The organism is Kribbella orskensis, assembly GCF_004342085.1.
GTDB lineage: Bacteria > Actinomycetota > Actinomycetes > Propionibacteriales > Kribbellaceae > Kribbella > Kribbella orskensis.
This window is the reverse complement of record NZ_SLWM01000036.1, coordinates 1-26,182: the sequence shown is the minus strand read 5'-3', so window position 1 is coordinate 26,182 and position 26,182 is coordinate 1. Positions and strand designations below refer to the sequence as shown.

The 26,182-nt window shown below is 69.4% G+C and carries 29 protein-coding genes and 1 pseudogene; 20 read left to right on the top strand and 10 right to left on the bottom strand.

Features of this window, described 5'->3' with window-relative positions; translation table 11 throughout:
- Positions 1-29: 29 nt before the first annotated feature.
- Complete coding sequence (locus tag EV644_RS41475; protein WP_132196766.1) at positions 30-809, top strand: AraC family transcriptional regulator; 780 nt, start codon at positions 30-32, stop codon at positions 807-809.
- Positions 810-815: 6 nt separating this feature from the next.
- On the opposite strand, the gene EV644_RS41470 is transcribed toward EV644_RS41475, so the two are convergent.
- Complete coding sequence (locus EV644_RS41470) at positions 816-1,490, bottom strand: DUF2293 domain-containing protein (RefSeq protein WP_132196768.1); 675 nt, start codon at positions 1,488-1,490, stop codon at positions 816-818.
- A 64-nt stretch (positions 1,491-1,554) separates the two neighbouring features.
- Entirely contained in the window at positions 1,555-2,667 is a 1,113-nt protein-coding gene (locus EV644_RS41465; RefSeq protein WP_132196770.1) for a citrate synthase 2, read from the bottom strand.
- A gap of 460 nt (positions 2,668-3,127) precedes the next feature.
- On the opposite strand from EV644_RS41465, the gene pdxH reads away from it, so the two are divergent.
- Complete coding sequence (gene pdxH / locus EV644_RS41460) at positions 3,128-3,751, top strand: pyridoxamine 5'-phosphate oxidase (protein WP_132196816.1); 624 nt, start codon at positions 3,128-3,130, stop codon at positions 3,749-3,751.
- Here pdxH and EV644_RS41455 read toward each other — a convergent pair.
- Complete coding sequence (locus tag EV644_RS41455) at positions 3,748-5,922, bottom strand: MMPL family transporter (RefSeq protein WP_132196772.1); 2,175 nt, start codon at positions 5,920-5,922, stop codon at positions 3,748-3,750. The two genes, pdxH and EV644_RS41455, sit on opposite strands and share 4 nt — an antisense overlap.
- Before the next feature lie 148 nt (positions 5,923-6,070).
- Between EV644_RS41455 and EV644_RS41450 the strand changes: the two genes are divergently transcribed.
- From EV644_RS41450 to EV644_RS41440, 3 genes are all read left to right on the top strand, one after another.
- The gene (locus EV644_RS41450; protein ID WP_241999400.1) at positions 6,071-6,796 is read left to right on the top strand and encodes a TetR/AcrR family transcriptional regulator; all 726 of its coding nucleotides are present in this window, start codon (positions 6,071-6,073) and stop codon (positions 6,794-6,796) included.
- Between the two features lie 291 nt (positions 6,797-7,087).
- Positions 7,088-7,381: a hypothetical protein gene (locus tag EV644_RS41445; protein WP_241999401.1), complete on the top strand. Its 294-nt coding sequence runs from the start codon at positions 7,088-7,090 to the stop codon at positions 7,379-7,381.
- Positions 7,382-7,459: 78 nt separating this feature from the next.
- The gene (locus EV644_RS41440) at positions 7,460-8,086 is read left to right on the top strand and encodes a CGNR zinc finger domain-containing protein (protein ID WP_132196778.1); all 627 of its coding nucleotides are present in this window, start codon (positions 7,460-7,462) and stop codon (positions 8,084-8,086) included.
- Positions 8,087-8,118: 32 nt separating this feature from the next.
- Here the strand turns inward: EV644_RS41440 and EV644_RS41435 are convergent, their stop codons facing one another.
- Positions 8,119-9,363: an MDR family MFS transporter gene (locus EV644_RS41435; RefSeq protein WP_132196780.1), complete on the bottom strand. Its 1,245-nt coding sequence runs from the start codon at positions 9,361-9,363 to the stop codon at positions 8,119-8,121.
- Complete coding sequence (locus tag EV644_RS41430) at positions 9,360-10,646, bottom strand: ATP-grasp domain-containing protein (protein ID WP_132196782.1); 1,287 nt, start codon at positions 10,644-10,646, stop codon at positions 9,360-9,362. Before EV644_RS41430 ends, EV644_RS41435 begins: the two co-directional genes overlap by 4 nt.
- Positions 10,647-10,824: 178 nt before the next feature.
- Between EV644_RS41430 and EV644_RS41425 the strand changes: the two genes are divergently transcribed.
- Entirely contained in the window at positions 10,825-11,037 is a 213-nt protein-coding gene (locus EV644_RS41425) for a hypothetical protein (protein ID WP_199240328.1), read from the top strand.
- Between the two features lie 45 nt (positions 11,038-11,082).
- Here EV644_RS41425 and EV644_RS41420 read toward each other — a convergent pair whose 3' ends face one another.
- Positions 11,083-11,832, bottom strand: a complete 750-nt coding sequence (locus EV644_RS41420) for a thioesterase family protein (protein ID WP_132196784.1) — start codon at positions 11,830-11,832, stop codon at positions 11,083-11,085.
- A gap of 224 nt (positions 11,833-12,056) precedes the next feature.
- Between EV644_RS41420 and EV644_RS41415 the strand changes: the two genes are divergently transcribed.
- The 5 genes from EV644_RS41415 (at position 12,057) to EV644_RS41395 (ending at position 16,644) form a co-directional block, all read left to right on the top strand.
- Positions 12,057-12,683 carry a TetR family transcriptional regulator gene (locus EV644_RS41415; RefSeq protein ID WP_132196786.1) on the top strand — a complete coding sequence of 209 codons (627 nt, stop codon included), beginning with the start codon at positions 12,057-12,059 and terminating at the stop codon, positions 12,681-12,683.
- A 109-nt stretch (positions 12,684-12,792) separates the two neighbouring features.
- Positions 12,793-13,746 carry an ROK family protein gene (locus EV644_RS41410; RefSeq protein WP_241995699.1) on the top strand — a complete coding sequence of 318 codons (954 nt, stop codon included), beginning with the start codon at positions 12,793-12,795 and terminating at the stop codon, positions 13,744-13,746.
- Positions 13,743-14,873: an N-acetylglucosamine-6-phosphate deacetylase gene (nagA, locus tag EV644_RS41405; protein ID WP_132196788.1), complete on the top strand. Its 1,131-nt coding sequence runs from the start codon at positions 13,743-13,745 to the stop codon at positions 14,871-14,873. The genes EV644_RS41410 and nagA overlap by 4 nt, the downstream gene beginning before the upstream one ends.
- The gene (locus tag EV644_RS41400) at positions 14,861-15,781 is read left to right on the top strand and encodes a 1-phosphofructokinase family hexose kinase (protein WP_132196790.1); all 921 of its coding nucleotides are present in this window, start codon (positions 14,861-14,863) and stop codon (positions 15,779-15,781) included. The genes nagA and EV644_RS41400 overlap by 13 nt, the downstream gene beginning before the upstream one ends.
- Positions 15,782-15,807: 26 nt before the next feature.
- Positions 15,808-16,644, top strand: coding sequence for a class II fructose-bisphosphate aldolase (locus EV644_RS41395; RefSeq protein WP_132196792.1), 837 nt, complete (start codon positions 15,808-15,810; stop codon positions 16,642-16,644).
- Between the two features lie 12 nt (positions 16,645-16,656).
- Here EV644_RS41395 and EV644_RS41390 read toward each other — a convergent pair whose 3' ends face one another.
- The 3 genes from EV644_RS41390 to EV644_RS41380 are packed head-to-tail and all read right to left on the bottom strand — an operon-like array spanning position 16,657 to position 18,985.
- Positions 16,657-17,709 (bottom strand): ABC-2 membrane transporter-related protein, encoded by a 1,053-nt coding sequence (locus tag EV644_RS41390; protein ID WP_132196794.1) that lies wholly within the window; start codon positions 17,707-17,709, stop codon positions 16,657-16,659.
- Positions 17,706-18,596, bottom strand: coding sequence for an ABC transporter ATP-binding protein (locus tag EV644_RS41385; RefSeq protein WP_132196796.1), 891 nt, complete (start codon positions 18,594-18,596; stop codon positions 17,706-17,708). The genes EV644_RS41390 and EV644_RS41385 overlap by 4 nt, the downstream gene beginning before the upstream one ends.
- Positions 18,593-18,985, bottom strand: a complete 393-nt coding sequence (locus EV644_RS41380; RefSeq protein ID WP_199234890.1) for a GntR family transcriptional regulator — start codon at positions 18,983-18,985, stop codon at positions 18,593-18,595. The genes EV644_RS41385 and EV644_RS41380 overlap by 4 nt, the downstream gene beginning before the upstream one ends.
- Positions 18,986-19,152: 167 nt before the next feature.
- On the opposite strand from EV644_RS41380, the gene EV644_RS41375 reads away from it, so the two are divergent.
- The 6 genes from EV644_RS41375 to EV644_RS41350 all read left to right on the top strand — a co-directional run bounded on the left by EV644_RS41375 (position 19,153) and on the right by EV644_RS41350 (position 24,023).
- On the top strand, positions 19,153-19,866 hold the full coding sequence (locus EV644_RS41375) for an iron-dependent transcriptional repressor DtxR (RefSeq protein WP_132196800.1): 714 nt from the start codon (positions 19,153-19,155) through the stop codon (positions 19,864-19,866).
- A gap of 105 nt (positions 19,867-19,971) precedes the next feature.
- Complete coding sequence (locus EV644_RS41370) at positions 19,972-20,745, top strand: class I SAM-dependent methyltransferase (RefSeq protein ID WP_132196802.1); 774 nt, start codon at positions 19,972-19,974, stop codon at positions 20,743-20,745.
- Between the two features lie 21 nt (positions 20,746-20,766).
- A complete protein-coding gene (pabB, locus tag EV644_RS41365) occupies positions 20,767-22,137 on the top strand; it encodes an aminodeoxychorismate synthase component I (RefSeq protein ID WP_132196804.1) in 1,371 nt (456 codons plus the stop codon).
- Positions 22,134-22,829 (top strand): aminotransferase class IV, encoded by a 696-nt coding sequence (locus EV644_RS41360; protein WP_132196806.1) that lies wholly within the window; start codon positions 22,134-22,136, stop codon positions 22,827-22,829. Before pabB ends, EV644_RS41360 begins: the two co-directional genes overlap by 4 nt.
- A gap of 69 nt (positions 22,830-22,898) precedes the next feature.
- The gene (locus EV644_RS41355) at positions 22,899-23,813 is read left to right on the top strand and encodes an SPFH domain-containing protein (RefSeq protein WP_132196808.1); all 915 of its coding nucleotides are present in this window, start codon (positions 22,899-22,901) and stop codon (positions 23,811-23,813) included.
- A 9-nt stretch (positions 23,814-23,822) separates the two neighbouring features.
- A complete protein-coding gene (locus EV644_RS41350; RefSeq protein ID WP_132196810.1) occupies positions 23,823-24,023 on the top strand; it encodes a type II toxin-antitoxin system antitoxin in 201 nt (66 codons plus the stop codon).
- A gap of 4 nt (positions 24,024-24,027) precedes the next feature.
- Here EV644_RS41350 and EV644_RS41345 read toward each other — a convergent pair whose 3' ends face one another.
- Positions 24,028-24,426: a VOC family protein gene (locus tag EV644_RS41345; RefSeq protein ID WP_199240327.1), complete on the bottom strand. Its 399-nt coding sequence runs from the start codon at positions 24,424-24,426 to the stop codon at positions 24,028-24,030.
- Between the two features lie 192 nt (positions 24,427-24,618).
- Between EV644_RS41345 and EV644_RS41340 the strand changes: the two genes are divergently transcribed.
- The 3 genes and pseudogenes from EV644_RS41340 to EV644_RS41325 form a co-directional block, all read left to right on the top strand.
- On the top strand, positions 24,619-25,032 hold the full coding sequence (locus EV644_RS41340) for a GntR family transcriptional regulator (protein WP_132196812.1): 414 nt from the start codon (positions 24,619-24,621) through the stop codon (positions 25,030-25,032).
- 305 nt (positions 25,033-25,337) lie between these two features.
- Positions 25,338-25,727, top strand: coding sequence for a hypothetical protein (locus EV644_RS41330; protein WP_241999402.1), 390 nt, complete (start codon positions 25,338-25,340; stop codon positions 25,725-25,727).
- A 165-nt stretch (positions 25,728-25,892) separates the two neighbouring features.
- Positions 25,893-26,182 (top strand): annotated as a pseudogene (locus tag EV644_RS41325) (hypothetical protein); the annotation flags it as partial.

Genomic DNA, 26,182 nt, shown 5'->3' with positions numbered 1-26,182 from the left:
ACGGATGATCGACGCAAGGACTTGAGCTTTTGACGCATCGACCAGTGCTCGCTGATCCGCTGGACCTGCACCTGCTCTCGCCGCCCACCTTCTGGCGGTGCGAGCCGAGCTGGTCCTGGGTGTCGCGGCCGCTCCCGGATCACCTGTTGTGGTGCGTCCTCGACGGCATCGGCCGCCTGGAGCTCAACGGCGCCACCCGGGAGCTGGGCCCGGGCACCTGCGCCGTCTTCGCTCCCGGCGACGCCCCTACCGCCGGCCACGATCCACGTCGCCGCCTGCTGGTCTTCGGCATGCACTTCATCGTCACCCCGGCGGGCGTAGTACCGGAGCAGCGGTGGGCCGACCTGCCGGACCGAGTACTGCTCGGCGCACTCGCCCAGCGCTCCGATACGGCGTACAGGCGCGGTGATGCGTTGGGGATGCGGCAGGCCGCGCTCTGCCTCGAACAGCTGCTCTGCTTGATCTGGGAGGCGGCGCACAGTTCACCGCAGAGCGCGACGGACACGGCCGTGCTGGAGGTCGCACAGGTGATCCGGCAGGACCCCGGCCGTGACTGGAGTGTCGCGGAGATGGCTGCGCGGGCCGCACTGTCCCGAGCCCAGTTCACCCGCCGGTTCGTCGCCCAGAACGGCATGGCGCCCGCGCAGTACCTGATCCAGGCCAGGATCGACAGAGCCCACCAGCTCCTGACCGAGACCGGCATGTCCGTCACCCAGGTCGCCGCCGCCCTCGGCTACACCGACGCCCCGTACTTCAGCCGCCAGTACAAACAACGCACCGGCCGCCCACCCAGCGAGAGCCGCCGTTGACGTCTCCTACCCACGCCAGCCGTCGAGTACTTCGTCGACCTCGGAGCGGATCTGATTGCGTGCTTCGGCTCGCGGGATGCCCGCCATCAGCAGGTTGTCGTACCGCGTGTCCTGATGCCGGACGGAGGCGACGACAGCGAGCGTGACTGCGTTCTCCTCCAACGCCCGGCCGGCAGCTGACCGGCCGACGCGCCCGCTGCTGCGCGTCCCGGCATGCTTGGCGATCGCCTCGGCGCGGTCGGCAGGGCAGCGGGGGAACAGCCGAGCAATCTCCACAGCCATTCGCTGCTGGAAGTCGACATCCTCGAGCGCTCGCTTCTCGCGTGCCCGCTCCCGCTGCCGCGCGCGGACGTCCTCGTCGGCAAGACACTGCACTTCGGCGAGTTCGAGGGCGGGTTGCTCAACCAGCACCCCTTGCCGCTCGTACCGTTTGCGAGCCCGGCTCCAGCGGATCACCACAGCCGACAGCGTGCTCGCCTTGCGCGCCCGCCGGGTCAGGGCGGTGTTGCCGGACGGCAGAAAGACCAGGTGGTCCAGGTCAACGCACTCGAGGCAGTGCGGAGCATCATCCTCGAGCCGCATCAGGTCGGCCTCGGTACTGCCGCAGTCCGCACAGGTGAACGCCTTCACCGGCGAGATCACCAGCAGATCCTCGGACTTCTGCTTCGCGTCAGGACTCACTCAGAAACCTTACGTCCGAATGCCATGGGTCAGGACCCTCACTTCTTCGGACGTAGGGCAGACCTCAGGCCCATGAGGGGTTCCAGCCTTCGACGGAGTCGGCGGGGCGGGTGGTCGGGCCGGAGTAGATCGCTGACGGGCGGATCAGGCGGCCGGTGCGCTTCTGCTCGAGCACGTGGGCGCTCCAGCCCGCAGTACGGGCGCAGGTGAACATCGAGGTGAACATCGGCGGCGGGACCTCGGCGAAGTCGAGCACGATCGCGGCCCAGAACTCGACGTTCGTCTCCAGCACCCGGTCCGGCCGGCGTTCGCGCAGCTCGGCCAGCGCGGCCTTCTCCAGCGCCTCGGCGACCTCGTACCGCGGGGCGTCCAGCTCGCGGGCCGTACGGCGAAGGACGCGGGCGCGCGGGTCCTCCGCGCGGTACACGCGATGCCCGAATCCCATCAGGCGTTCGCCGCCGTCCAGCAGTCCCTTCACGAAGGCCCGGGCGTCACCGCTCTTCTCGACGCCCTCGATCATCGTCAGGACGCGGGCCGGCGCGCCACCGTGCAGCGGTCCGGACATCGCGCCGACCGCGCCGGACAGCGCGGCGGCCACGTCTGCGCCGGTGGAGGCGATCACCCGGGCGGTGAAGGTGGAGGCGTTCATGCCGTGCTCGGCCGCGGACGTCCAGTACGCGTCGACCGCCTTGACGTGCTTGGGGTCCGGCTCGCCGCGCCAGCGGATCATGAACCGCTCGGTGATCGTGGTCGCCTTGTCCACCTCACGCTGCGGCACCATTGGTTGCCCGATGCCACGAGCCGCCTGGGCGACGTACGACAGCGCCATCACCGCGGCGCGGGACAGGTCGTCACGGGCCTGGACGTCGTCGATGTCGTAGAGCGGCCGCAGCCCCCAGGCCGGGGCGAGCATCGCCAGCGCGGACTGCACGTCGACCCGGACATCACCAGTGTGAACGGGCAGCGGGAACGGCTCGGCCGGTGGCAGACCGGGCGTGAAGGCTCCGTCGACGAGCAGACCCCAGACGTTCTCGAACGGCACCCGGCCGACCAGATCCTCGATGTCGACGCCGCGGTAGCGCAGCGCCGAACCTTCCCTGTCCGGCTCAGCGATCTGGGTGTCGAACGCGACCACACCCTCGAGACCGTGCTGAACCTCGGTTTTCGGATCTGACATACGTCTGCGACTCCCTTGTCCGGACCTTAGGCGCTCAGGCAGCATAGTTCTCCGCCTTGCCGCGCGGACAGATCTGTGACCGGTTCGGCGTCCTCGGCGTACGCCGCTGGTCCGCCGATCCAGCTGCTGCGCCGACGATTCCGAAGGGGGCAGCAGTACGGCGGCGCAGGAAGTGGCGCTCCGGCAGTTCCTCTGGCGAGCGGTCTTCGAGGCACCTCACCGAGGTCAATCAGCACATCAGCGTACCCGCCCCTGCACCCGTCACGCGGACCGCGACCGTGCCGCCGGCCCGCGTGAACCCGTTCAGGCAACGCCTGCGGCGGCAGGCCGTAGTACGGAAGCTGGCGCGGGGACAGGTCTGGCGCCTCTTCCGGGCCAGCCGATTCGGTCGCTCGTGGGGTGGTGGGCGCCGCTGAAAGCGGGCGGACCTCGTAGGCTCGCTGTCGTGGATCTAGGAGAGATGCGGCAGACCTACGGCCTCGGCGAACTGCTCGAGAGTCAGGTGGACGCCGACCCGATCGCGCAGTTCGGCCTGTGGCTCGCGCAGGCGACCGAGGCCGGGTTGCCCGAGCCGAACGCGATGGTGCTTGCCACCGCGGACCCGGACGGGAAGCCCTCGGCCCGGACCGTCCTGCTGAAGGGACTCGACGAGCGCGGCCTCGTCTTCTTCACCAACCAGCAGTCCCGCAAGGCCGACGACCTCGCCGCGAACCCGTACTGCGCACTCGTCTTCCCGTGGCACGCGATGGAGCGGCAGGTCCGCATCGAGGGCACCGTGAGCATGGTCGCTGCCGACGAGGTCGAGGCGTACTTCGCATCCCGTCCGCGCGGTTCGCAGCTCGGCGCCTGGGCGTCCCAGCAGAGCCAGCCGGTGGAGTCCCGGGAGGAGCTGGACCTGCAGTACGCGTCGTACGAGCGGCAGTGGCCGGAGGGTACCGAGATCTCGGCGCCGTACTTCTGGGGTGGCTACCGGGTCCGGCCCGAGGCGTTCGAGTTCTGGCAGGGCCGCACCGGCCGGCTCCACGACCGCCTCGCCTACTACCGCGCGGACGACGCGTGGCGCCTGGTGCGACTCCAGCCCTAAACCTGGGTGAGCTCGTGCTCCGGTTGCTGCTCCTGGACCGGCCCGGACTCCCGGAACCCGTGGCGCTGCCACCACCGCGCGAGCGGAGCGGGCGCCCACCAGTTGGCGCGACCGAGCAACCGCATCGTTGCCGGGACCAGTAACGCGCGGACCACGGTGGCGTCGATGGCGATCGCGATCACCAGGCCGATGCCGATCATCTTCACGAACACGATGCCCGAGGTGGCGAACGCGCCCACCACGATGATCAGCAGCAGCGCCGCGCTGGTGATGATGCCGCCGGTGCGTTGCAGGCCGAGCGCGACGGCCCGGGTGTTGTCGCCGGTCCGGTCGTACTCCTCGCGGATCCGGCTGAGCAGGAAGACCTCGTAGTCCATCGACAACCCGAACAGGACGGCGAACAGCAGCACCGGGTTGGTCGCGTCGAGGAAGCCGGCCGGAGTGAAGTCGAGCAGGCCGGACAGGTTGCCGTCCTGGAAGATCCACACCATCGCGCCGAACGACGCCGACAGCGACAGCACGTTCATCAGCAGCGCCTTGGCCGGCAGCACGATGGAGCCGAAGGCAACGAACAGCAGGGCGAACGTCACCAGCACGATGAACCCGGCCATCCACGGCACCCGCTGACCGAGCACGTGCAGCAGATCCACCAGCGCCGCCGTGTCGCCACCCGCCTCGACCGATGTGCCGGCCGGAGGAGTCACGGCCCGAACGCCCTTGACCACCTCGCGAGCCGGCAACTCCTGCGAGGTGTAGTGCGTGTGCACGACCACCGAGGCCACGCCGTCCTCGTAGCCGCCCAGCCGCACACTCTCGACGCCGGGCACCCGCTCCAGCTCAGCGATGTACGGCGCGAGCGTGGCCGCGGGATCCGCCGCGGACAACCGAGCAGCCACCAGTACGTCGGAACCGCCCGCACCGGCGAAGGCGCTCTGCAAGGTCTCGGTGACCGTACGGCTGTCGGCCCCGGCTGGTAGCGCCCGGTGGTCCACTCCACCCAGTTGCGCCTGCAGGAAGGGGATTCCGAGCACGAGCAGCAGCGGGACCAGGACCACGACGTACCGGATCGGGCGCTTCATCACGCTCTGCGCGAGCTTGTACCAAGCCCCGTGCTCGGTGGAACCGAGGCCGCCGCCACGTTTGAGGAAGGGCAGCCTGAGGTTGTTCACCCGATGTCCCAGCACCGCCAGCAACGCGGGCAACGCCGTCAGCGCCGCGATCATGGCGACCAGCACCGCCGCGGCCCCGCCGTACGCCATCGAGCGCAGGAACATCACCGGGAACAGCACCAGGCTGGCGATCGCGACGCCCACGGTGACGCCGGAGAAGGCGACCGTGCGGCCGGCCGTGCCCATCGTCACCGTCAGGGCCGTCTCGACATCATTGCCGAGGGCAAGTTGTTCGCGGAACCGGGTGACGATGAACAACGCGTAGTCGATCGCCAGCCCGAGTCCGATCATCGTCACGATGTTGATCGAGAACACCGACACGTCGGTGAACGTGGTCAGCACCCGCAGGACGACGAAGGCGCCGAGGATCGCCAGACCGCCGACGAACAAGGGCAGACTCGCCGCGACCAGACCACCGAAGACCACCACGAGCAGCACCAGTACGATCGGCAGCGAGATGGTCTCCGCCTGCACGATGTCGTGCTCGGTCTGCGTGTTCACCTCGTCGAACACCGCCACCTCGCCGCCCACCTTGACGTCGAGCCCGGCCGGCGCCTGGCGGACCTGGTCGGCGATCTTGTGGAAGGTGGCCAGTCGCTCCTCGGGATCAGCCCCGGCCAGCGTCAGTACGGCGTACGTCGAGTGCTGGTCCTTCGACACGAAGGCGGGGGAGCGGGTACTCCAGAAGGTCGTGGTGCGCAGTACCTCGTCGGTCGGCAGGCCGGACAGGTGGCTCTCGACGGTCTGCCGGACGGCAGGGTCAGCCACGGTTCGGGAGTCGCTGCGGTAGAGCACGATCACGTCGGTGCCGGTCCGCCCGACGGTCTGCTCGATCGTGCGGACGGCGCGGTACGCCTCGGTGTCGGGCGCCTCGAAGCCGCCGTTGGCGAGCGAGCCGAAGACGCCGGTGCCCCAGGCGATCGCGGCGACCACGAAAACGCCCGTCAGCGCGAGGACCAGGCGGCGGCGCCGGTAGTTGAACCGGCCGAGTGTCTCGAACACGAAGTCTCCCCAGGGGCGTACATTGAACAGTGGTCGCTTTGGTGAACACCGTTAACAGTTAACGGTGTAAACTCTAAACGGCCCTAGGCTCTGCCTGTCAAGTGGCTTTGGTGCGGATCACGGACGACCGGTCCGAGGGAAGGTGCGAGTGGACCTCAGTACGACGGGGACCCGGCGGGACCGGCAGCGGGCCGCGACGGTCGCCGAGATCAAGGCGGCGGCGCGCAAGCTCCTGGTAGAGGGCGGCGCGTCCGCGGTCGGCCTGCGCGCGGTCGCCCGCGAGCTCGGCCTCAGCGCCCCCGCGCTGTACCGGTACTTCGCCAGCCATGAGGACCTGATCTCCGCCGTCATCGCCGACCTGTACGACGAGCTCACCGCAGTACTGGTGGCTCTGCGGGACGAGGATGCGGAGGCGGATCTGGGCACTCGGCTGTTCCTGGTGGCCGGGGGACTGCGGGACTGGGCGCTGGCGCATCCGGCCGAGTTCGGGTTGCTGTTCGGCGCTCCGGTGCCGAATCCGCTGGCCGACGGGCACGAGCTGACCCCGAACCACCAGGCGGCGATGCGGTTCGGCGCGGTCTTCAAGGACCTCGTCGCGCAGGTGTGGCACCAGCAGCCGTTCCCGAGCCCGTCCGACGAGTCGCTCGGGCCGGAACTGGTCGCGCAGTTGCAGCAGAAGTCGGAGTACTTCGACGGGATGCCGGCCGGCGCGGTCTACCTGGCGCTGAACTGCTGGACCCGGCTCTACGGCCTGATCTGCATGGAGGTCTTCGGCCAGCTGCACTGGGCGCTCGAGGATGCCGGCGCCTACTTCCAGGCGCAGCTCTACGAGATCGGCGAGGCGCTGGGCCTGGACTGCCCACCGCCGGGTTGAGACAAAAAAGAGACCCGCGGGCGCTTCCGGAGACACGGCCGGGTGGCCGAACTCTGGGTCAGGCGGACTTTCCTGACTACCCGCGGGCCCGGTGGCTGGCGTCGGAATGACTAGCCACTTGCCCACTGAATAAGTGGTTGGCGGTTAGCCCGCCGCCACCTCACGAGTCCGATAGCACATCATGCCTTGGACCACCTCCCTTCACGTGTACTCAGAACCTACGTCGGGGCCTGGCCACGTTCAACCGGTTTTCGCCGACAGATGAACGCCGTCCCGTGGTCCCATGGAGCCATGGTGCTCAGGCTCGGACTTCCCGTCATCGTGCTGCTGGTAGGAACCGCCTGGTTCTCATGGTCGTGGTACCGCCGGGCCGTCCTCGCCGAGCAGGCCGTGGCCGACCTGAACAGTGAGACGAAGGCGCTGCTGCGGGAGGTCCGGTCGCTCGAGAAGGCGGTCGCGGCTGCCGAGCAGGGGCTCCGTACGCTCAGCTCGCATCCGTCGGTACCGCGTGACGTCGCGGTCACCGCCGATCTGACCCTCGCCGACATCCGGCGACTCACCGAAGGCAAGGAGCTCGACCACTGATGGCAAAGCCGGGGATCTCGCAGAATGGGAACGTGAGCATCCCGGTCCCGACCCCGACCCAGACGCCCCGCTGATCCCGTGTCCGCGCTGCCGTCACACCTGGAGCTGGTGCAGGGCGTCGTGCTGCCCAAGCCGGTCGGCGCGGACCCGGTCCTGGACTTCCTGAACACCCGCTCCGACTTCGCCGGACGAGGACCCGCACGGAGCGAGTGGCTCACGTCGTACGAGGCGTTCGTGATCTGGAACGGGTACGTCGGTCTGCTCTCCGACGCCAGCGTCTTCCGGTTGATCGAGCAGGCCGCGGTCAAGCCGAAGGACGCCGCGCACCGGTTCGACGCGACGCTGGAGTTCCGCGCCGACCTGTACGACGTACTGACGGACGCCGGCGCGGGTGGTTCGTTCGACGCCGTCGCGCGCGCGGTGGAACGAGCCACCGCGCGCCGCCGCCTCACCGCAGTACCGGCTGTCGGCCTAGGTCTTGGGGCTGGTTGGGATCTCCCGGAGGACCTGGGGTTGCCCTTGGACCAGCTGGCTCTTTTGGCCGCGGGCCTGCTCACCGGCGCCTCCCGCGACCACGTCCGCCTCTGCCCGGGCGACGCCTGTGGCTGGCTCTTCCTGGACCCCCGAGGCCGCCGCCGCTGGTGCTCCATGTCCACCTGCGGCAACCGCTCCAAAGTCCGAGCCCACGCCGCCCGCACCCGCTGACACCTGGTACTCCGACCCACTCACACCCCAGGTCAGGAAGCCGGTTCGTTCACTGTGGACGTCGCGCGGCGGCGCGGCAGGCAGAGCTGGGCGGCCAGCAGCCCGGCCGCGGCGACCAGGGTCCACAGTGCCCATGGGCCGATCGCGTACATGGCGCCGCCGATGAGCGGTCCGGCGCCCGTACCGACTGTGTACGCGGCGCCGTACAACCCCTGGTAGCGCCCGGCCATCCGTGGCGGAGTCAGACTTCCCAGATAGGCCATGGCGACAGAGCTGGACATCATCTCGCCGAGCGTCCAGATCAGCACCGTCGCCGACAGCAGGACCATGCCGTTCATCAACCCGGTCAGCGCGAGACCTGCCCCGATGAGCAGGTTGCCGACGGCCAGTACGTACTCCGGCCGGTACCGCGAGACCGCGCCGGTGGTGGGCAGCTCCAGCACCAACACCACCAGACCGTTGAGCCCGATGAGGAGACCGAAGTCGCGCGCGCTCAGCCCCACGTCGCTGACGTGCAGGGGCAGGCCGACGGTGCACTGGATGTAGACGAACTCGCCGACCAGAGTCATCAGCAGGAATCGCACCAGGGTGCGGTCAGCGAGCGCCTGCCGGTACCCCACCGCCCGGTCCGCCTGTGTGTCTGCGTCGTGCTGGTCGGACCGCGGCTGGGGCGCATCCCGCAGCAGCACCGCCACGACCACGCCGAACAGCAGGCACGCGGCGGCATTGCCCAGGAAGAGCCCCACATAGGAAGTGCTGGCCAGCACACCGCCGATGACGCCGCCCAGGGCAGCGCCGATGTTCAACGCGAACCTGAACACCGCGAAGGCGGCGAGCCGTTGCTGGTTGGTCGTCACGGAGTCGAGCAGCACCGCGGCCGCGGCCGGCCGGTAGATCTGCGACGTCACGCCGATGAGACCGACCACCGTGACGATGATCGGGAACGATCCGAGGGACGGCACGATCGCCGTCAGCCCGGCGGTGGGCACGGCGGACACCACGATGGTCCATCGCCGGCCGATCTTGTCGGCGAGGTAGCCACCGACGGTGTTGCCGAGCACGTTGCCCAGACCGGACACGCCCAGCACCAACCCCGCGGCACCGGCGGAATAGCCGCGTCCGATCAGATAGAGCACGATGAACACGGGCAGGAAGTTGCCGACCCGGTTGACCAGGATGCCGAGACTGACGATCCACACCCGGCCGGGCAGGCTGCGCAGCGCGTCGCGGAATCGCGGCTCGTCGACGCCCGACCGGCCCGGCGTCGCGGTGCTCACGCGACGGGCTCGGTGCGCACGTGGATCGCCGCGGCGAGCCGCCTGCCGTGGGCGATCGCTTCGGTGGCGGTGGCGCCGCGGGCGATCACGTGACCGACCTTGTCCTCGTTCCAGGTCAGCGGTGGTACCTCGTCGCCCGGCTCCACCTCCAACTGGAGGTCGACGAAGGCCGGGTCCGCGCGCACGGCGTCGATGCCGGTCACCTCCACGACCCGTCCGGGCTCCGGCGTGAGGAACCGGACGGCCGCTCCGCCCCGAGGCTCGGGCGACGTGGTCAGCGGCTCCACGACGCCGAAACCGGCGCCCAGCGCGTAGCGCTCCATGTCGACGCCGTAGGCGATCTCGGCCAGTTCGTTGATCCGGTCACCGCCGATGCGGTTGTGCGACTCGACGATCCGCGGACCGCGCGAGGTCAGCTTGACCTCGGTGTGCCCCGGCCCGTTGCGCAGCCCCACCGCGTCGAGGAAGTCCGTCACCAACCGTGTCACCTCGCGCAGCGTCTCGGCCGAGCAGCCGCTGGGCTGCGAGTGTCCGATCTCGACGAAACCGGAGCCGCCCGTCTCCTTGTCGGTCACCGCGACGACCACATGCCGGCCGTCGAAGGTCAGGGTCTCCACGCTGATCTCCGGGCCGTCCAGGAACTCCTCCATGAGGAACTCGTCGAAGGATCCGGCATCGGACAGGTCCCCGACGGCCCAATGCCCGTCGTCGAGGGATCGGTACCGCTCGGCGACGGCGTCCACGTCGGCTCGGTCGCGGATGCGGAACACCCCCAGGCTGCCCGATTCGCGGATCGGCTTGACGATGATCGGGAGCCCGTGCGCCTGCACGAACTCCCGAACGTCCTGCGCGGAACGGCCGACCGCGGCGGCCACCGGACTCATGCCCTCCGCGGCCAGGTGCCGGCGCATCCGCCACTTGTCCAGCAGCAGTTCCACGGTGGCGACGGACTCGCCCGGGAGGCCGAGCATCTCGTTGATCCGCGCCGTCGGCAGCAGCCCGAGCTCGGACAGCGACACGGCCGCCTGGAACGGGTACGCCTCGTGCAACGCCCGGACCAGCGGCAGGAGCCGGTCGATGTCGCCGTAGTCGAGAAGCAGCGCCTGATCGACGTACGGCCAGTGGCCGCGGTCATACGCGTCCGGGAACTGGGCGTGAACCACGTCCAGGCCGAGCTCCCGGGCCTTGCGTACATGCTTGAGCCTGCCGCCGATGACCAGAACGCGAGGCCGCCCGGTGGCGACCGCCGGGACCTCTGCCTTGACCGAGTCGGTCGTGAACATCTGCTGCTCCTCGTGTCAGCCGGCTCCCTGCCGAGACCCCGAATCTGCTCGTCTGAGGTGCACCCGCACATCGGAATTCCTCCCTATCCCCGGCCCTGAGGGGGTCCTAGGGAGTCAGCGGATCGTTGCTATCAGCCCCAGTCACCGTCACAGACAGCCGACCAGCCGAGAGACTGCCTTGGCGATCGAGCAGTGTGGGCCGACCGGCACGCTGCTGCTCGGCATCGACAAGGACACCAAGGCGGGCTACCTGTACGCCGTCGGTCACGCCAAGGGAACTGCCACCGTGATCCAGGGCCTCGGCAAAGTCCCGACCACCTTCGACGCCCCGATCTACTTCCGGCGAGGCGGCGAGCCCGATGACGGCCCGGTCTATCTGTTCGGCGAATAGCTGGATGCCTGGCCCGGCACCATCGGTCGTGCGGTGCCGGGCGGTTCAGCTGAAGAGCGCGGGGTCGACCAGGATCCAGGTGTGCTGGGCTCGGGCCAGGACTCGGCCGTCGGAGTCGTAGAGCGTGCTGGCGGTGCGGGTTTTGCGGCCGTCTTCGCTGAGGATTCGGCCCATCACCACGCAGGCCTCGCCCGCGGGTGGTCTGGCGTCGATGCAGGCGCTCATCTGGCCCAGCACCGACGGGCGTCCCTCGAGGTCGATCGCCCAGCCACCGGGGCAGTCCAGTGCCGCCCAGAGGAACACCGGATCGACCAGTCCGTCCTCGGCGGCCAGGTCGGTCGACGGGTGCCACGTGCACGCCGTGCGCCCGTCACCGAGCGGGCCGGGCCGCAGTCGAAGCCCCTCCGCGTTCGCGGGACCGCAGACGAAGCATCCCGGGAAGGGGTGCTTCACGAGCCCCTTGTACTGCGCTTCCGCCGTGCGCGCCTCGTCCGGTCCGACCGGGTCGACCGTGGCGTGGTCCAAGGTGGCCGCGGCGACGGCGATCGCTTTGGCAACCACCCCTGAGGCCGCCGGCGACTCGGCGCCGGCCAGCTGGGCGGAGTCCGAGGAGACCAGCAGGTCGAGGTCGACCTCCATCGGCGGCGGCACCATCAGCCGCACCCGGGGGACCGTTCCGTCGTCGGCGACCGCCGCCAGCGCAGTACCGACGTGGCCCGCGACGTAGCCCCCGTTGCCTGAATGTGCGGGCCCCCTGAAGCGCGGTGCGATCCGCAGTACCTCTCGCGTGGTCATGGCCAACGACCCTAACCCCCGCCGCCGTTGCGGCCGGTTCCGGGCCGGAAAGACCCGATGACCTGCGGAAACGCCGGGATTCCCGTGTTTTCTCAGCTTCTTTGCAGATTTGCGGCCGCCAGCACTCTCATTCAAACGTCCGTTTGAACTATGCTGACTGCAGGCTACGGCGCGTGAGCAGGTGGGGTGCCTGAGCGAGCGGTGGCTGGGGGGAGGAGAACTCTGTGGAAACACCCGTGGAATCAACCCGGGAAAGGCTGCTCAACATCGCCGAGCAGAGATTCGGCGAGGGTGGTTACGAAGGAACGTCGCTGCGGGCGATCACGGTCGCGGCCGCGGCGAACATCGCGGCGGTGAACTACCACTTCGGTTCGAAGGAGGCTCTGCTCCGGGCGGCGGTGGCGCGCGCGATGGCGCCGGTCAACACCGAGCGCCGACGGCGACTGGACCAACTGGAGGCGAAGGGGCAGCCGACCGCCGAGCAACTGATCCGGGCGTTCATCGAGCCGGGTCTCGATCTCGTACTGCGCCGCGGCGAGCGCGGGCCGGTGGTCGCGAGGTTCATCGGCCGGGTCGCGTTCGACCCGAGCCAGCGGATCCGGGAGTTGTACGCGGCGGAGTCGGATCCGGTCGAGGCGCGGTACCTCGCGGCGCTGCAGGCGGCATTGCCGAGAGCGGCGGCGGAGTCGGTGGCTTTCGGGTACGTGAACATGCTGGGGCTGCTCGCTCTGCACCAGTCGCAGGCGCTGACGCGGGCGCCCGGCACCGAGGACGTGGAGGATCCGGGCAAACTGGCGGAGAACCTGATCGCCTTCCTGGTGGCCGCTTTCGACCGGGGGTTGCGCGCCTGAACATCGCCTTGCACGCAGTGGTCCAGGGGGCACACTGGTCTTGTGGGAGCTGTCCGGAAAATGCTCACGGATGTTCGAACTGCCGGGTAACGCTGCATAATGGCGCTCCGTGGACCCCTGTGAAGTCGTGGTTGCCGTCGATCTCGGTGGAACCCGGATGAAGTGCGGCCTGGTCGCCGCCGACGGTGCCGTGCTGCACCGGGAGACCAGGCCGACACCCCGGGAGGCCGGGGGCCGCGCCGTGCTCGACGCGCTGCTCGAAACCGTCGTCGAACTGGGCCAGAAGGCCGCCGCCGACGGACACCGCGTGCGCGCGGTCGGCGTCGTCGTACCGGGCATCATCGACGCGGCGACCGGGACCGTCGGCGCGGAGAATCTGGCCTGGGTCGGTACGCCGGTCCTCGCCGAACTGAAGGAGTCCCTCGGCGAGGATCAGCAGGTCGTCCTCGCCCACGACGTGCGCGCGGGTGGTTACGCGGAGCTGCGCCAGGGAGCCTTGAACGGCACCACGAACTCCCTCTTCCTCCCGCTCGGCACCGGCATCGCCGCGGCCATGGTGGTCGACGGCTCGCTGGTCAGCGGCGACGGGTACGCGGGGGAGCTCGGGCACACCCGCTTCGTCCACGGGGACACCGCCGAGCTCTGCGCCTGTGGCCAATGGGGCTGCCTCGAGACCGTGGCCTCCGCCGCCGCCCTGGCCCGACGGTACGGCGCACGCACGGGCCGCACGGTGGACGGCGCCCGCGAGGTGCTCGAACTGCTGGCGCAAGGCGACCCGGACGCGGCCGCCGTGTGGAGCGACGCGCTGGAGGCCCTGGTCGACGCGCTGGTCCTCTACACCACGCTGGTCGCGCCCACCCGCATCGCGATCGGCGGTGGGCTGGTCGGGGCCGGTGAGACCCTGCTGGCGCCCCTGCGCGAAGGTGTTGCCGCGCGGCTGACGTTCCAGCGCAGGCCGGAGATCGTGGCCGCCGTACTGGGCGAGGAGGCCGGGTGCCTCGGCGCGGCGCTGATGGCCTGGGATCGCGTGACTGCTGACGAGAGCGGAGAACAGACGGTATGACGACGTATCGGATGGCGCGGCTGGTCACGCCGGACGACGTGCTCGAGAACGCGTGGCTCCAGGTCTCGGACGGCGACATCCTCGCGTACGGCCGGCGGTCCGAGGGGATGCCGGCCGACGGACTGCGGCCGGAGGACCTCGGCGAGGTCACCGTGGTGCCCGGGTTCGTCGACATCCACACCCACGGCGGCGGCGGTGCGACGTACTCGACGACCGATCCGGAGGAGGCGCGCAAGGTCGCGGCGTTCCACGCCAAGCACGGCACCACCACGACGATGGCGAGCCTGGTCACCAGCCCGCTCGACGACCTCGTCTCGCAGACCGCCTGTCTGGCCGACCTGATCACCGACGGCGTGATCGCCGGGGTGCACCTGGAAGGGCCGTTCCTGTCCGAGGCGCGCTGCGGTGCGCACGAGCCGACGCTGCTGCGCGACCCGGTCGAGGGTGACGTGGCGAAGGTGCTCAGCGACGCGGTGAAGATGGTGACGATCGCACCCGAACTGCCGAGCGGCCTGGACGCGATCCGCCAGGTGGTCGACGCAGGCGTGGTCGCGGCGCTCGGGCACACGGACGCGACGTACGACCAGATGATCGCCGGGGCGGACGCCGGCGCGACGGTGGCGACGCACCTGTTCAACGGGATGCGGCCGTTCCACCACCGCGACCCGGGCCCGGTCGGTGCCGCGCTGAACGACCCGCGGCTGCTGCTCGAGGTGATCAACGACGGCATGCATCTGGACCCGCAGGTGGTCCGCGTCGCCCTGGCTGCCGCCGGCGTCAACCGGATCGCGCTGATCACCGACGCGATGGTTGCCACCGGCATGCCCAATGGGCGGTACATGCTCGGCAGTCTGGAAGTGGACGTCACCGACGGGCTCGCGACGCTGGCCCACGGCAGCCACTCGATCGCCGGCAGCACCTTGACGATGGACGTCGCCTACGCCAACGCGGTCAAGGCCGGTGTCTCCCTGGTGGACGCGTCGCGGATGGCGTCGACCACGCCGGCCGAGACCTTCGGCTGGTACAACGTCGGCGGGATCGAGACCGGCAAGCGGGCCGACCTGGTCGTGCTGGACGAGGAGTACGGCGTCCGCAAGGTGATGCGGGCCGGCTCGTGGCTGGACTGATCGCGACCGTCACGCTGAACCTGGCGCTGGACGTCACGTACGGCGTCGACGAACTGGTGGTCGGTGGGAGTCACCGGGTCACCGACATCCGGCAGCGCGCGGGCGGCAAAGGCGTGAACGTCGCGCGGGTCGCGACCACCCTCGGGCACCAGGTGCTGGCACTCGGATTCGTCGGCGGGGTGACCGGCGAGATCGTCGCGGAGGAGTTGTTCGACGCCGGTCTGACCGCTCTGCTGACGCCGATCGCGGCGGAGACCCGGCGAACCGTTGCCATCGTCAACGGCGCGGACGGCGACGCCACCATCTTCAACGAGGCTGGCCCAGTCGTTTCCGCCGACGAGTGGCGGGCCTTCCACGATCGAATGCCTTGGGCAAGGATCGGCGTGCTTGCCTGCTCGGGAAGTCTGCCTCCTGGCCTGCCGGCCGATGCCTATGCGGAACTGGCCGTGCGAGCCCGTCATCACGACGTGTTGTCCGTGATCGACGCCGGCGGCGATGCGCTCGTGGCAGCCGCCAAGGCCGGTGCAGTGGTCCGCTCCAACGCCGCGGAGCTCCGCGATGCCCTCGGCGACGTGGACGTCGAGGAGGGCGCACGGCAACTGGTCGAGCTGGGAGCCACCGCGGCCGTCATCACCGACGGCGCTCGCGGGATGGTTGCCGCCAGCAAGCATGGTGCCTGGCGCGCGTTGCCGGTCGAGCAGGTCGCCGGCAATCCGACCGGCGCCGGAGATGCCTGTACTGCGGTAGTCGCCGCGGCTGTCGCGGAGTCGCCCGAGCCCGATTGGGCCGTAGTACTGAAGTCGGCTGTGGCGGCGTCGGCCGCGGCCGTGCTGACACCGGTTGCCGGGGACATCGATCTCGCGGCGTACCGGCGCTGGCAGCCGCAGGTCGAAGTACAGAGCCTCTAGATCCTTGTGAATTAAGGGAGTTCGTCATGCCGTTGGTATCCGGAGCCGAGGTCGTGCTTGGTGCGGCCAAGGACGGTCGTGGGGTCGGCGCGTTCAACGTGATCCAGCTGGAGCACGCGACCGCGCTGATCGCCGGTGCCGAGCAGGCCGGCGCGCCCGTCATCCTGCAGATCAGCGAGAACGCGGTGAAGTACCACGGCGCGCTCAAGCCGATCGGTGTGGCCACCCTGGCCGCCGCCTCGGCCGCGACCGTCCCGGTCGTCGTGCACCTGGACCACGCGATGGACCGCGACCTGGTGACGGAGGCGGTGTCGCTCGGCTTCACCTCGGTGATGTTCGACGCGTCGAAGCTCGACTACGAGGACAACGTCCGGGCGACCACCGAGGTGACGGCGTTCTGCCACGAGCACGGGGTGTTCGTCGAGGCGGAGATCGGCGAGGTGGGTGGCAAGGACGGCGTCCACGCGCCCGGTGCCCGCACCCGACCGGACGAGGCCCTGGCCTTCGTCGAGGCGACTGGTGTGGACGCACTCGCCGTCGCGGTCGGCTCCTCGCACGCCATGACCGAGCGGACGGCCGAGCTCGACTTCGAGCTGATCACCGCGCTGCGCTCCGCAGTACCGGTTCCCCTGGTCCTGCACGGTTCTTCGGGTGTCGCGGACGCGGATCTGACCCGCGCGGTCGAGGCCGGGATGACGAAGGTCAACATCGCCACCCACCTCAACAACGTCTTCACCGCCACCGTCCGCGAGGTGCTGGCCGACCAGCCCAGCCTGGTGGACACCCGCAAGTACCTCGGCCCCGCCCGTACTGCGGTCGCGGCCGAGGTAGCTCGCCTGCTGACGGTGTTGAAGGCCGTCTAGCCGGGTTCGACACTAGGTCAGGTCGCGGCGGATCCGCCAGAAGCAGAAGCCGCTCAGCGCGAGGGCCAGTACGAAGAACAGCCCGGCCTCGCGCCACTGCAGGCCCCAGAACCGGTCGGCCGGCTGGTAGGTGATCTGCTGCCGGTAGCCCTCGTCCGCCAGTCGCTGGAAGCAGGTGGACAGCGGGGGTCGTGACTGCGCCTCGCCAACCGTCGCGTTGGGCGGAGGCGGGCCGCACTCGGCCATCCAGGACGGCAGGGTCTTCTGCACCTGGCCGGCCGCGTTGACCGTGTTCTCGGACAGTTTCCAGTTGCCGCCGCCCGGCAGTTCCGCCTCGATCCGCATGACTTGCGAATTCTCGCCGGGGCCGGACAGTTCGATCCCGCGCATGTTGTCCATCGTCACGATCACGTTGGTCTTCACCGGCGTCATCAGGTGCGGCCGGAGCAGCACCGGCGAGAGGATCTGGATCGCGATCACGGCCGCCAGCGTGACGGCGATCGCGACGACGCTGCGCCGGATCACCAGCCCGAGCGCGACGCCCAGGGCGAACGCGAACGCGGCATAGCCGATCGGCACCACGCCACGGGCGCCGAAGACGGGCGGGAGCAGTCGTGGCACGTTGAACACGCCGGCCGCCTGCCCGGCGCCGATCGCGTCGTCGATCGGGTCGGACCACCAGGTCACCGCGAGGCTGAGCAACCCGGTCAGGGCGATCGCCGACAGCCCTGTGAAGGCGAGCTTGATGCCGAGCCAGCGGGTCCGGCTGATGCTCTGGTTCCAGACCAGCCGGTGGGTGCCCGCCTCCAGTTCGCGCGCGATCAACGGCGCGCCCCAGAAGGCGCCGATCACCGGCGGAGCGGCGTACACGAGGGCCTGGCCGACGATGTACAGGTACTGGTTGATCCGGTCGAACTGGATCTGCCTCAGAAAGTCGTTCGGGTAGGTCTTGTAGTCGTCGAGCAGGCCGGGGCCGGTGACCGCCAGGACGATGGCGAGCGCGGCGACCGCGCCGGCGACCACCAGCGCCTGCAGGCGGAACTGCCGCCAGGTGAGCCAGATCATCGCTGTACCTCCAGCACGGGGCGGTCGTTCTGCTTGGTCTGGCTGGAGCGGCCCATATAGGCCAGCACCAGGTCTTCGAGGGTGAGCTGGGTGACCGTCCAGGCCGGGTCGAGGATCGGCTCGTCGGTGCGGATCAGCAAGGTGGACTGGCGATCGGTGTGGCTGGCGGAGATCACGCGCTGGTTGTGCGGCAGCGACTTCTCGTCGCGGCGCGGACCGACCAGCCGGTAGTGCGTGGCCAGCAGGGTGTCGATGTCACCGCTGACCTGGACGCGCGAGTCGACCAGCACGACCAGGTAGTCGCAGGACCGCTCGACGTCGGAGACGAGATGCGATGACAGGACGACGCTGAGCTCCTGCTCGGCGACCGCCTCCATCAGGTCCTGCAGGAACTCCCTGCGGGCCAGCGGATCCAGGGCGGCGACCGGCTCGTCGAGGATCAGCAACTCGGGGCGTTTGGCGATGCCCAGAGTGAGGGCGAGCTGGGCGCGCTGGCCGCCGGAGAGCCGGCCGGCGCGTTGCTTGGGGTCGAGCCCGAGGCGCTGGATCCGGCCGTTGGCGAGCGTCTCGTCCCAGCCGGGGTTGAGGTGGGCGCCGAGCTTGAGGTGGTCCGCGATGCTCAGCCGCGCGTAGGTGGGAGTGTCCTGGGCGACGAAGCCGATCCGGGCGAGCTGGCTGGTGCCTGCGGCGGAGCCCAGTACGTCGATCGAGCCCGCGGTCGGCGTGAGCATGCCGACGGCCAGGTTGAGCAGGGTGCTCTTACCGGCGCCGTTCGGACCGACCAGCCCGACCACGCGGCCGGCCGGGAGGTCCAGCGTGCAGTCCGTCAGCGCCCAGCGGCGGCCGTATCTCTTGCCCAGTCCCTGGGCCTGCAAGGCGGCGGTCATGCTATGTCCTCCTGAGCGGCGGTCCGAAAGGTTGTCATGAACAACGCCTCGATGCTCTCGTCGTCGAGGCCGGCCTTGCGCGCCTTCGTCAGCCAGCGCTGCAGGTCCTGCCGTAGCGGTCCGTGCGCGGCCAGGCTGTGGTCGGTCAGCGTCCGCGTCACGAATGTCCCGACCCCGGGCCGTGCCGACACCAGCCCCTCGTGCTCCAGCTCGCGGTACGCCTTCAGCACCGTGTTCGGGTTGATCGCCAGCTGCCCGACCACGTCCTTCACCGTCGGCAGCTGGTCCCCCTGTCGCAACAACCCCAGCCGTAACGCGTTCCGCACCTGCTGAACGATCTGCTGGTAAGGCGAAACCCCCGACCGCCCATCCAGATGGAACTCGATCATCTTCAACCCCATTCATCTAGTTAACTAGCACAATACGCCTAGGGGGGAGCGTCCGGTCAAGAGCCTGATCGGTTGGATGGCTGTGTAGCGGCGGAGGGTTTGCGCCCGGGCGACGACCGAGGCGCACCTGGACAGGGATTGGGTGAGGCTTGCCTACATAGGTGAGAATGGTTGTCGTGAGCGAGCTGATCGATACCACCGAGATGTACCTGCGGACCGTCTACGAGCTGGAAGAAGAAGGCATCCTGCCGCTGCGCGCGCGGATCGCCGAACGGCTCCACCAATCCGGCCCGACGGTCAGCCAGACGGTGGCCCGGATGGAGCGCGACGGGCTCGTCACCGTCGAGGGCGATCGGCATCTGGAGCTCACCCAGGTCGGCCGGATGCAGGCGGTCCGGGTGATGCGCAAGCACCGGCTGGCCGAGCGGCTGCTGGTCGACGTGATCGGGCTGGAGTGGGAGGACGTGCACACAGAGGCCTGCCGCTGGGAGCACGTGATGAGCGACGCGGTCGAGCTGCGGCTGCTGAAGATCCTCGACAACCCCACCGAGTCGCCGTACGGCAACCCGATCCCGGGCCTGGAAGAGTTGCAGAAGGACAGCCAGGCGACCGCGATCGGCGAGTTCCGGCTGGGCGTCGAGCCGCTCGACAAGGTGCTCGACAGCGCGACCGGGGAGAGCGTGCGGGTGCTGGTCCGGCGGATCGCCGAGCCGGTGCAGACCGACGACGACGCGATGTCCGTACTGCGGCGCGCGGGCGCGCTGCCGGGCCGCGAGGTGGATTCGACGCTGGACGCCGAGGGCGTGCTGATGGGCAGCCGCGAGGCGGGTGGCGTGATCAGCGACGAGACGGCCGGCCACATCTTCGTGAGTCTGGTCTGAGGATCTCGGTCTGCAGCAGGTCCTGGTTGAAGAGTCCATTAAGAACGGCCACCAAGAGCGCTCGATGCGGTACTGACAGTGGTCAGGCAGTAACGTCTGTCCGCGATGACTGAGAACGAGATCGACTGGCCGGGATATCTGCGGGAGTTCCACTCCGCAGCCCCTGGCAGCACCGAAGCCCTGCTGTCACGAGCTGTGGCCGGGGACCACACGCCCTACCGCTGGCTCGTCCGAGCCGTGTCCGGAGAGGCCCGGCGGGTCCTCGACCTGGCCTGCGGCAACGGGCCGGTGGCCCGCGAGCTGTACGGCCGGTGCGTGGTCGGCGTGGACAACAACGCCGCCCAGCTGGCCGGCGCGCCCGGCCCCAAGGTGCAGGCCGACGCGTTGCACCTGCCGTTCGCGAACGAGGCGTTCGACGTCGTCACCTGCTCGATGGGCCTGGCGGTGCTGCAGCCGCTGCCCGACATCCTCGCCGAGGCAGCCCGGGTACTGCGCCGCGGAGGTGTGCTGGCGGCGACCGTGCCGGCGCTCAGGCCGTTGCGTCGTGGCGACATCCGGACCCTCACCAGCCTGACCACCCGCTTGCGGTCCACCCCGCAGTTCCCGGCGAGTGGCGAGATCAAGGACCTCAAGGATCAGCTTCGCGCGGCCGGTTTCCACGTGATGGAGAGTCAGCGCGAGCGCTACGCCTACTCGGTGCGCTCGATCGAGGACGCCCGCCGGCTGGTCGGCGCGCTCTACCTCCCCGGCACCTCCGACGCTCGCCGCGAGGCCGCTGCCGCCTGGCTGGCCGAACGCGCCGAGGCTCGCGACGGCCTCGACGTGGCTGTCCCGATCCGCCGGATCACCGCCATGCGGACCAAGGTCGCGCTCGCCTGATGAGTCTGTACCGTTCGTGCTGTGCCTGCTCTGACCTGGTCCGTCCGTTCGGTCGACCACGCGCTGGACGGCGAGGGGATCTACCGCTTCCTGCTCGCTGACGAGCCCGCTGCGTTCTGGCTGGACGGCAGCCTCACCGACCGTGGTGTCCGCCGCGTCTCCGTCCTCGGTACGACGACCGGCGCCGACGCAGAGGTCGTCGTACGGGATGTGGCTGACGGTGATGTCTTCGCCGAGCTGCAGGAACTCCTCGGCGCCCGGCGGGACCAGCTGGGCGCAGTACCGGCTGAGCTGCGGGAGGTCTTCAGCGGCGGCTATGTCGGGTATTTCGGGTATGAGCTGAAGGCGTTGACCGGGGGAGCCGCGGCGTACGAGGCGACGACTCCGGATGCCCTGTGGATCTGGGCGAACCGCTTCGTCGTCATCGATCACGACGAGGACCGATCGCTGCTCGTCGCGATCCACCCGCCGGGTGATGCCGCCGCGCCGCGGTGGCTGGATCGGGCGGAGGCCTCCACCAGCAGCTGGGTGATGAGCGGGCCGGCCGAGCCTGAGATCGCGATGCTGGACCTGGAGGCGTATCTCGAGCAGGATCGCGCCACCTACCTGGCCGGGATCGACGCCTGCATGGCAGCGTTGGAGGCCGGCGAGACGTACGAGGCGTGCCTGACGAATCGGGTCCGGTTGCCGACCGTCGCCGACCCTTTCGAGTTCTACCTCTGGCAGCGGGCGCACAACCCCGCGCCGTACTCGGCCTTCCTCCGGTACGGCGACCTCGCCGTGGCCAGTTCGTCGCCGGAGCGGTTCCTGACGGTGGATGCCGACGGCTGGGCGGAGTGCCGCCCGATCAAGGGGACCGCGCCGCGCTCGGCGGACCCGGCGCAGGACCAACTGGTCGCCAAGGCGCTGGCCGAGGACGAGAAGACGCGCGCCGAGAACCTGATGATCGTGGACCTGATCCGCAACGACCTCGGCCGGGTCAGCGAACCCGGCACGGTCCAGGTGCCGCACCTGATGGCCGTCGAGAGCTACCAGACCATGCACCAGCTGGTCACGACGGTCCGCGGGAAGCTCCGGGCGGAAGCCGACGCGGTGGACGCGGTCCGGGCGTGCTTCCCGCCGGGGTCGATGACAGGGGCGCCGAAGATCCGCACGATGGAACTGCTCGACGAGCTCGAGTGGAGCGCCCGCGGCGTCTACTCGGGCGCTCTCGGCTACCTGACCGTGGACGGCCGGGCGGACCTGAGCGTGGTGATCCGGACCGCGGTGATGACCCCGGACGGGACCGTGGTCGGGGCCGGGGGAGCGATCGTGCTCGACTCGGAACCGGTCGCGGAGTACGACGAAATGGTGCTTAAGGCAACGGCTACGATCAAGGGTGGGACGACGTGAACGCGTTACAGGTGGCGGATTCCTTCCTGGTGGCCGACGGCAAGGTTCGGGGGATCGAACTGCACCGGCAACGCTTCACGGACTCCTGTACCGCGCTCGGCGTCGAGGCGGGCGCGTTCTTCGACGAGCAGGTCGGGCGGTTGCCGGCCTTCGGGCGGTGGTTCCCGCGGTTCGAGCTGAAGGCGACCGGTGAGCTCGCCGTCCAGCTGCGGCCGGCGCCGCCGCAGGGCGATCGCATCCGGGTGTCGGTCCGCCGTGATCCGCGCACCAATCCCCGGGTGAAAGGCCCCGATCTGGAGGTGCTGGCGGAACTCAGGGCGGAGGCGGCCGCGCAGGACCGCGCGGACGAGATCGTCCTGGTCGATCGCGATGGCATCGCCCTGGAAGGTGGCAACTCGGCCCTGGTCTGGTGGGAGGACGGCGTCTTCTGCATCCCGCCGTCCACCTTGCCGATCCTCCCGTCGGTAACCGCGCAACTCCTCCGGCGGCTCGCGATCGACCGCGGTGTCGAGGTCGCCGAGCGTGCCCGCATGGCGGCCGAGCTGGCCGATGCCGACGAGGTCTGGCTGGTGAACGCCCTGCACGGCATCCGCCCCGTCCACGCCTGGCACACCGACCCCATCGACCCCCTCCCGCTGTCCGTCGCGCCGGAGTGGCAGGAGTCCCTGGTCGCTCTGGCACGCCAGGTCTGAAGGGGAAAACTGATATCACTATGCTACCTTCGAGATAGTCAGTGAGAACCAGTGGAAGAGGGGCTCGGGATGAGCGCGGATGGTGAAGTGATGGTGGAGATGCCGAAGCCGAAGGTGGTCGAGCGGCCGGCGGGGGAGTTGAACGGCTGGCCGATGGTCGCCCTGTCGTTCGTCCTGGTGGTCGGCGGGATCGCCTTGTTCGTGTGGGGCCTCGACGGTGAGCGGGTGGCGATCATCCTGCTCGGCGTGCTGGCCTTCGGGCTCGGCTCGATCGTGGCCGCGGGGCTGACGCCGGTGTCACCCGGGCAGGCCCGGGTGCTGCAGATCCTGGGCCGCTACGCCGGCACGATCCGGACCGACGGGCTGCGCTGGGTGAACCCGCTCGCCGCCCGCCGGGAGATCTCCACCCGGATCCGCAACCACGAGACGACGGTTGCCAAGGTCAACGATTCCGACGGCAACCCGATCGAGATCGCCGCGGTGGTGGTCTGGCAGGTCGAGGACACCGCGCAGGCGAGGTTCGAGGTGGACGACTTCGTCGCGTTCGTCGCGATCCAGACCGAGACCGCGGTCCGGCACATCGCGAACAGCTACCCGTACGACGTGCACGACGAGTCGGGTGGGATGTCCTTGCGGGACAGCACGGACGAGATCACCGAGAAGCTGTCGACCGAGATCGGCGCCCGGGTGCAGGCCGCCGGAGTACGGGTGATCGAGTCGCGCATCACGCACCTGGCCTACGCGCCGGAGATCGCCCAGGCGATGCTGCGCCGGCAGCAGGCGGGTGCGGTCGTCGCGGCCCGGCAGCGGATCGTCGAAGGTGCGGTCGGCATGGTCGAGCTCGCCCTGGCCCGGCTGTCCGAGCGCGACGTGGTGGAACTGGACGAGGAGCGCAAGGCGACCATGGTCAGCAACCTGCTGGTGGTGCTGTGCGGTGACCGCGACGCCCAGCCGGTGGTCAACGCCGGGACGCTCTACCAGTAGGCCGCGGCCGTGGCGACTGAACGCAAGAAGATCCTGCTCCGGCTGGATCCCGTGGTGCACGACGCGCTCGCGCGCTGGGCGAACGACGACCTGCGCAGCACGAACGCCCAGATCGAGTTCCTGCTCCGCCGGGCCCTGGCCGACGCCGGCCGGCTGCCGAGCGACGTCGGCCGGATGCGCCGCCAGGGCCGCCCGTCCAAAGAGGGCTGAGGCTCTACTCGCCCAGTTCGGTGAAGAGTGTCAACTGGAGGCCCGCGGGGGCCTCCAGTCTGGCGTTGAGGGAGTTCCACGGCGTCACGGTGGGCTCGGCGATCACGGTCGCGCCGGCCGCCGCGAGTCGTGCCGTGGTCGCCGCCGAGTCGTCCACCTCGAACGCGACCCGGTACTTGCCGGCCACCCGGCTGCCCACCTCGATCCGGTCGATGAACGCGGCCTGGTTCGGATCGGCGATCTCGAGCGTCGCCCGGCCGGCCTCGAGGATCGTCACCCGCCCGCCCTCCGTGTCGTACGCCTCGCGCTCGTGCAGGCCGAGCACATCGCGATAGAAGGCGACCGCCTCCTCGTAGTCCGGCGCCGTCACCACCAGCCGCAACTCACGCACTGACTCAGCCACGGTCCGCTCCCTTGCTCGGTATGGGGTTGTCACACCCACAGCACGTTAGTGCCCTGCGTCGGAAATCGGGGTTGACGCCAGGGGATCTCTCGGTGCTACGGTTCATTAGTCAAGTAATGAACCTACGAACCAACCAACCTCCGCACAGAACCGCATCACCGCCCAGCAGGAATCGAGCCACGAGGGACCACGGTGTTCGACGATCGCAGCCCGATCTACCTCCAGATCGCGGAGCAGATCAAGAACGACATCGTCACGGGTGCCCTCGCCGAGGACGAACAGGTCAGGTCGACGAACCAGTACGCGGCGTTCTACCGGATCAACCCCGCCACCGCGGCCAAGGGCTTCGCCCAGCTGGTCGACGAGGGTGTGCTCTACAAGAAGCGCGGCATCGGCATGTTCGTCAGCCCGAACGCCCGGGAGCTGCTCCGGACCGGACGGCGCGACTCGTTCTTCGCCGAGGTGGTGGACCCGATGATCCGCGAGGCCCGGGCGATCGGTGTCCCGCTGCGAGAGGTCGTGCGCCACATCGAGAAGTCGGCCGCCGAAGAACCGGCCGGAACCAGGGAAGCGATCGCCGGACAGGCAGAAGGAGGTGCGTCATGACCGGGCTGGGAGTGCGAGCCGAGAACCTGACGTTCCGGTTCAGCGGCCGTACTGCTCGACGGCGGCGACCTGGGTGACGCGAGGGAACCGTACGACGACGCGATCGTCACGAGCCGGGTCTGCCTGATCCGGGAGTCTGGTGACCTGGTCGGCAGCGCCCAGGTCAAGCAGGGGCTGCTGGACAAGTTCGAAGTACCGACCGGCAAGCGGGTGCAGAACCTGTCCCGCGGTAAGAAGTCCGCGCTCGGGGCCGTGGTGGGACTGGCCAGCCGGGCACCGCTGACGATCTTCGACGAGACCACAGCATGTGGGACTACGGCACCCAGTCACCGAAGTACCTCTCGGCGGCGATCGGCATCACCGTCACGCCGGCGCTGTTCGCACTGATGGTCTCGCACGGGATCACCCGGCGGATGTTCGCCGTTGCCGCCGGCATCTTCCTGGTCGGCGCGGCGGTCTGCACCGCGCTGATCTGGGTGCTCGCCTACCAGGTGGAGCACGTGATCTACGACTGGGCCGGACTGACCCAGACGCTCGCCAACCCACATCTCGGTTCGGTTTCTGGAAGGGTCTCGCGCTGCTGCCGCTCGGCGTGCTGCCGGCTGCCGCCGCGGAGTTCCGGCTGGTCGCCCAGTGGATCTCTCACCCCTCCTCACGCCTCTGCGTCTCCCGACTCCCACGTGAACTGCCTATAGTCCCGTTCCGCCCAGCCTTCTCGCTGGGTCCACAGGTGCGGTGGGTTGTGGACAACTCGTCCGGATCCGGAGTGTTGGCACAATTTCGGTCAACCTTCGGAATCCCTTACAAATAAGGGCCTTCCGGACCGGAAACTGTCGGCGGTGGTGTCTAGGGTCTGGGGTATGGAGATCTTGGGCGAGCGGCCGGTGTGGTCGATGAGCGACAGCGAACAGCTGGCGACTCTCGACGCGCTCAACGCCGAGATCTCCCGGTTGCAGACCTACCGCCTGCAGGTCCTGGCCAGCTACGACGCCTCCGGTCACGCCGCCACCCTCGGTGCCGGTGACACCGCCCGGCTGCTGGCGTTTCGGCACCGCCTCGACCCGGGCGTGATCAAGCGTGACCTGGCCCTGGCCAAGGCCCTCCGCAAGTACCCCGCCGTGACCGACGCCCTGCCACCGGTCCACCCCGA

Bases quoted from the DNA above. Each gene is read 5' to 3' on its own strand.
- EV644_RS41355 (WP_132196808.1), top strand. From the start codon at position 22,899: ATGAGCGCGGATGGTGAAGTGATGGTGGAGATGCCGAAGCCGAAGGTG.
- EV644_RS41380 (WP_199234890.1), bottom strand. From the start codon at position 18,985: ATGATCGAGTTCCATCTGGATGGGCGGTCGGGGGTTTCGCCTTACCAG.
- EV644_RS41375 (WP_132196800.1), top strand. From the start codon at position 19,153: ATGGTTGTCGTGAGCGAGCTGATCGATACCACCGAGATGTACCTGCGG.
- EV644_RS41465 (WP_132196770.1), bottom strand. From the start codon at position 2,667: ATGTCAGATCCGAAAACCGAGGTTCAGCACGGTCTCGAGGGTGTGGTC.
- pdxH (WP_132196816.1), top strand. From the start codon at position 3,128: ATGCGGCAGACCTACGGCCTCGGCGAACTGCTCGAGAGTCAGGTGGAC.
- EV644_RS41430 (WP_132196782.1), bottom strand. From the start codon at position 10,646: ATGTTCACGACCGACTCGGTCAAGGCAGAGGTCCCGGCGGTCGCCACC.
- EV644_RS41445 (WP_241999401.1), top strand. From the start codon at position 7,088: ATGGTGCTCAGGCTCGGACTTCCCGTCATCGTGCTGCTGGTAGGAACC.
- EV644_RS41390 (WP_132196794.1), bottom strand. From the start codon at position 17,709: ATGATCTGGCTCACCTGGCGGCAGTTCCGCCTGCAGGCGCTGGTGGTC.
- EV644_RS41420 (WP_132196784.1), bottom strand. From the start codon at position 11,832: ATGACCACGCGAGAGGTACTGCGGATCGCACCGCGCTTCAGGGGGCCC.
- EV644_RS41385 (WP_132196796.1), bottom strand. From the start codon at position 18,596: ATGACCGCCGCCTTGCAGGCCCAGGGACTGGGCAAGAGATACGGCCGC.
- nagA (WP_132196788.1), top strand. From the start codon at position 13,743: ATGACGACGTATCGGATGGCGCGGCTGGTCACGCCGGACGACGTGCTC.
- EV644_RS41370 (WP_132196802.1), top strand. From the start codon at position 19,972: ATGACTGAGAACGAGATCGACTGGCCGGGATATCTGCGGGAGTTCCAC.
- EV644_RS41330 (WP_241999402.1), top strand. From the start codon at position 25,338: ATGTGGGACTACGGCACCCAGTCACCGAAGTACCTCTCGGCGGCGATC.
- EV644_RS41395 (WP_132196792.1), top strand. From the start codon at position 15,808: ATGCCGTTGGTATCCGGAGCCGAGGTCGTGCTTGGTGCGGCCAAGGAC.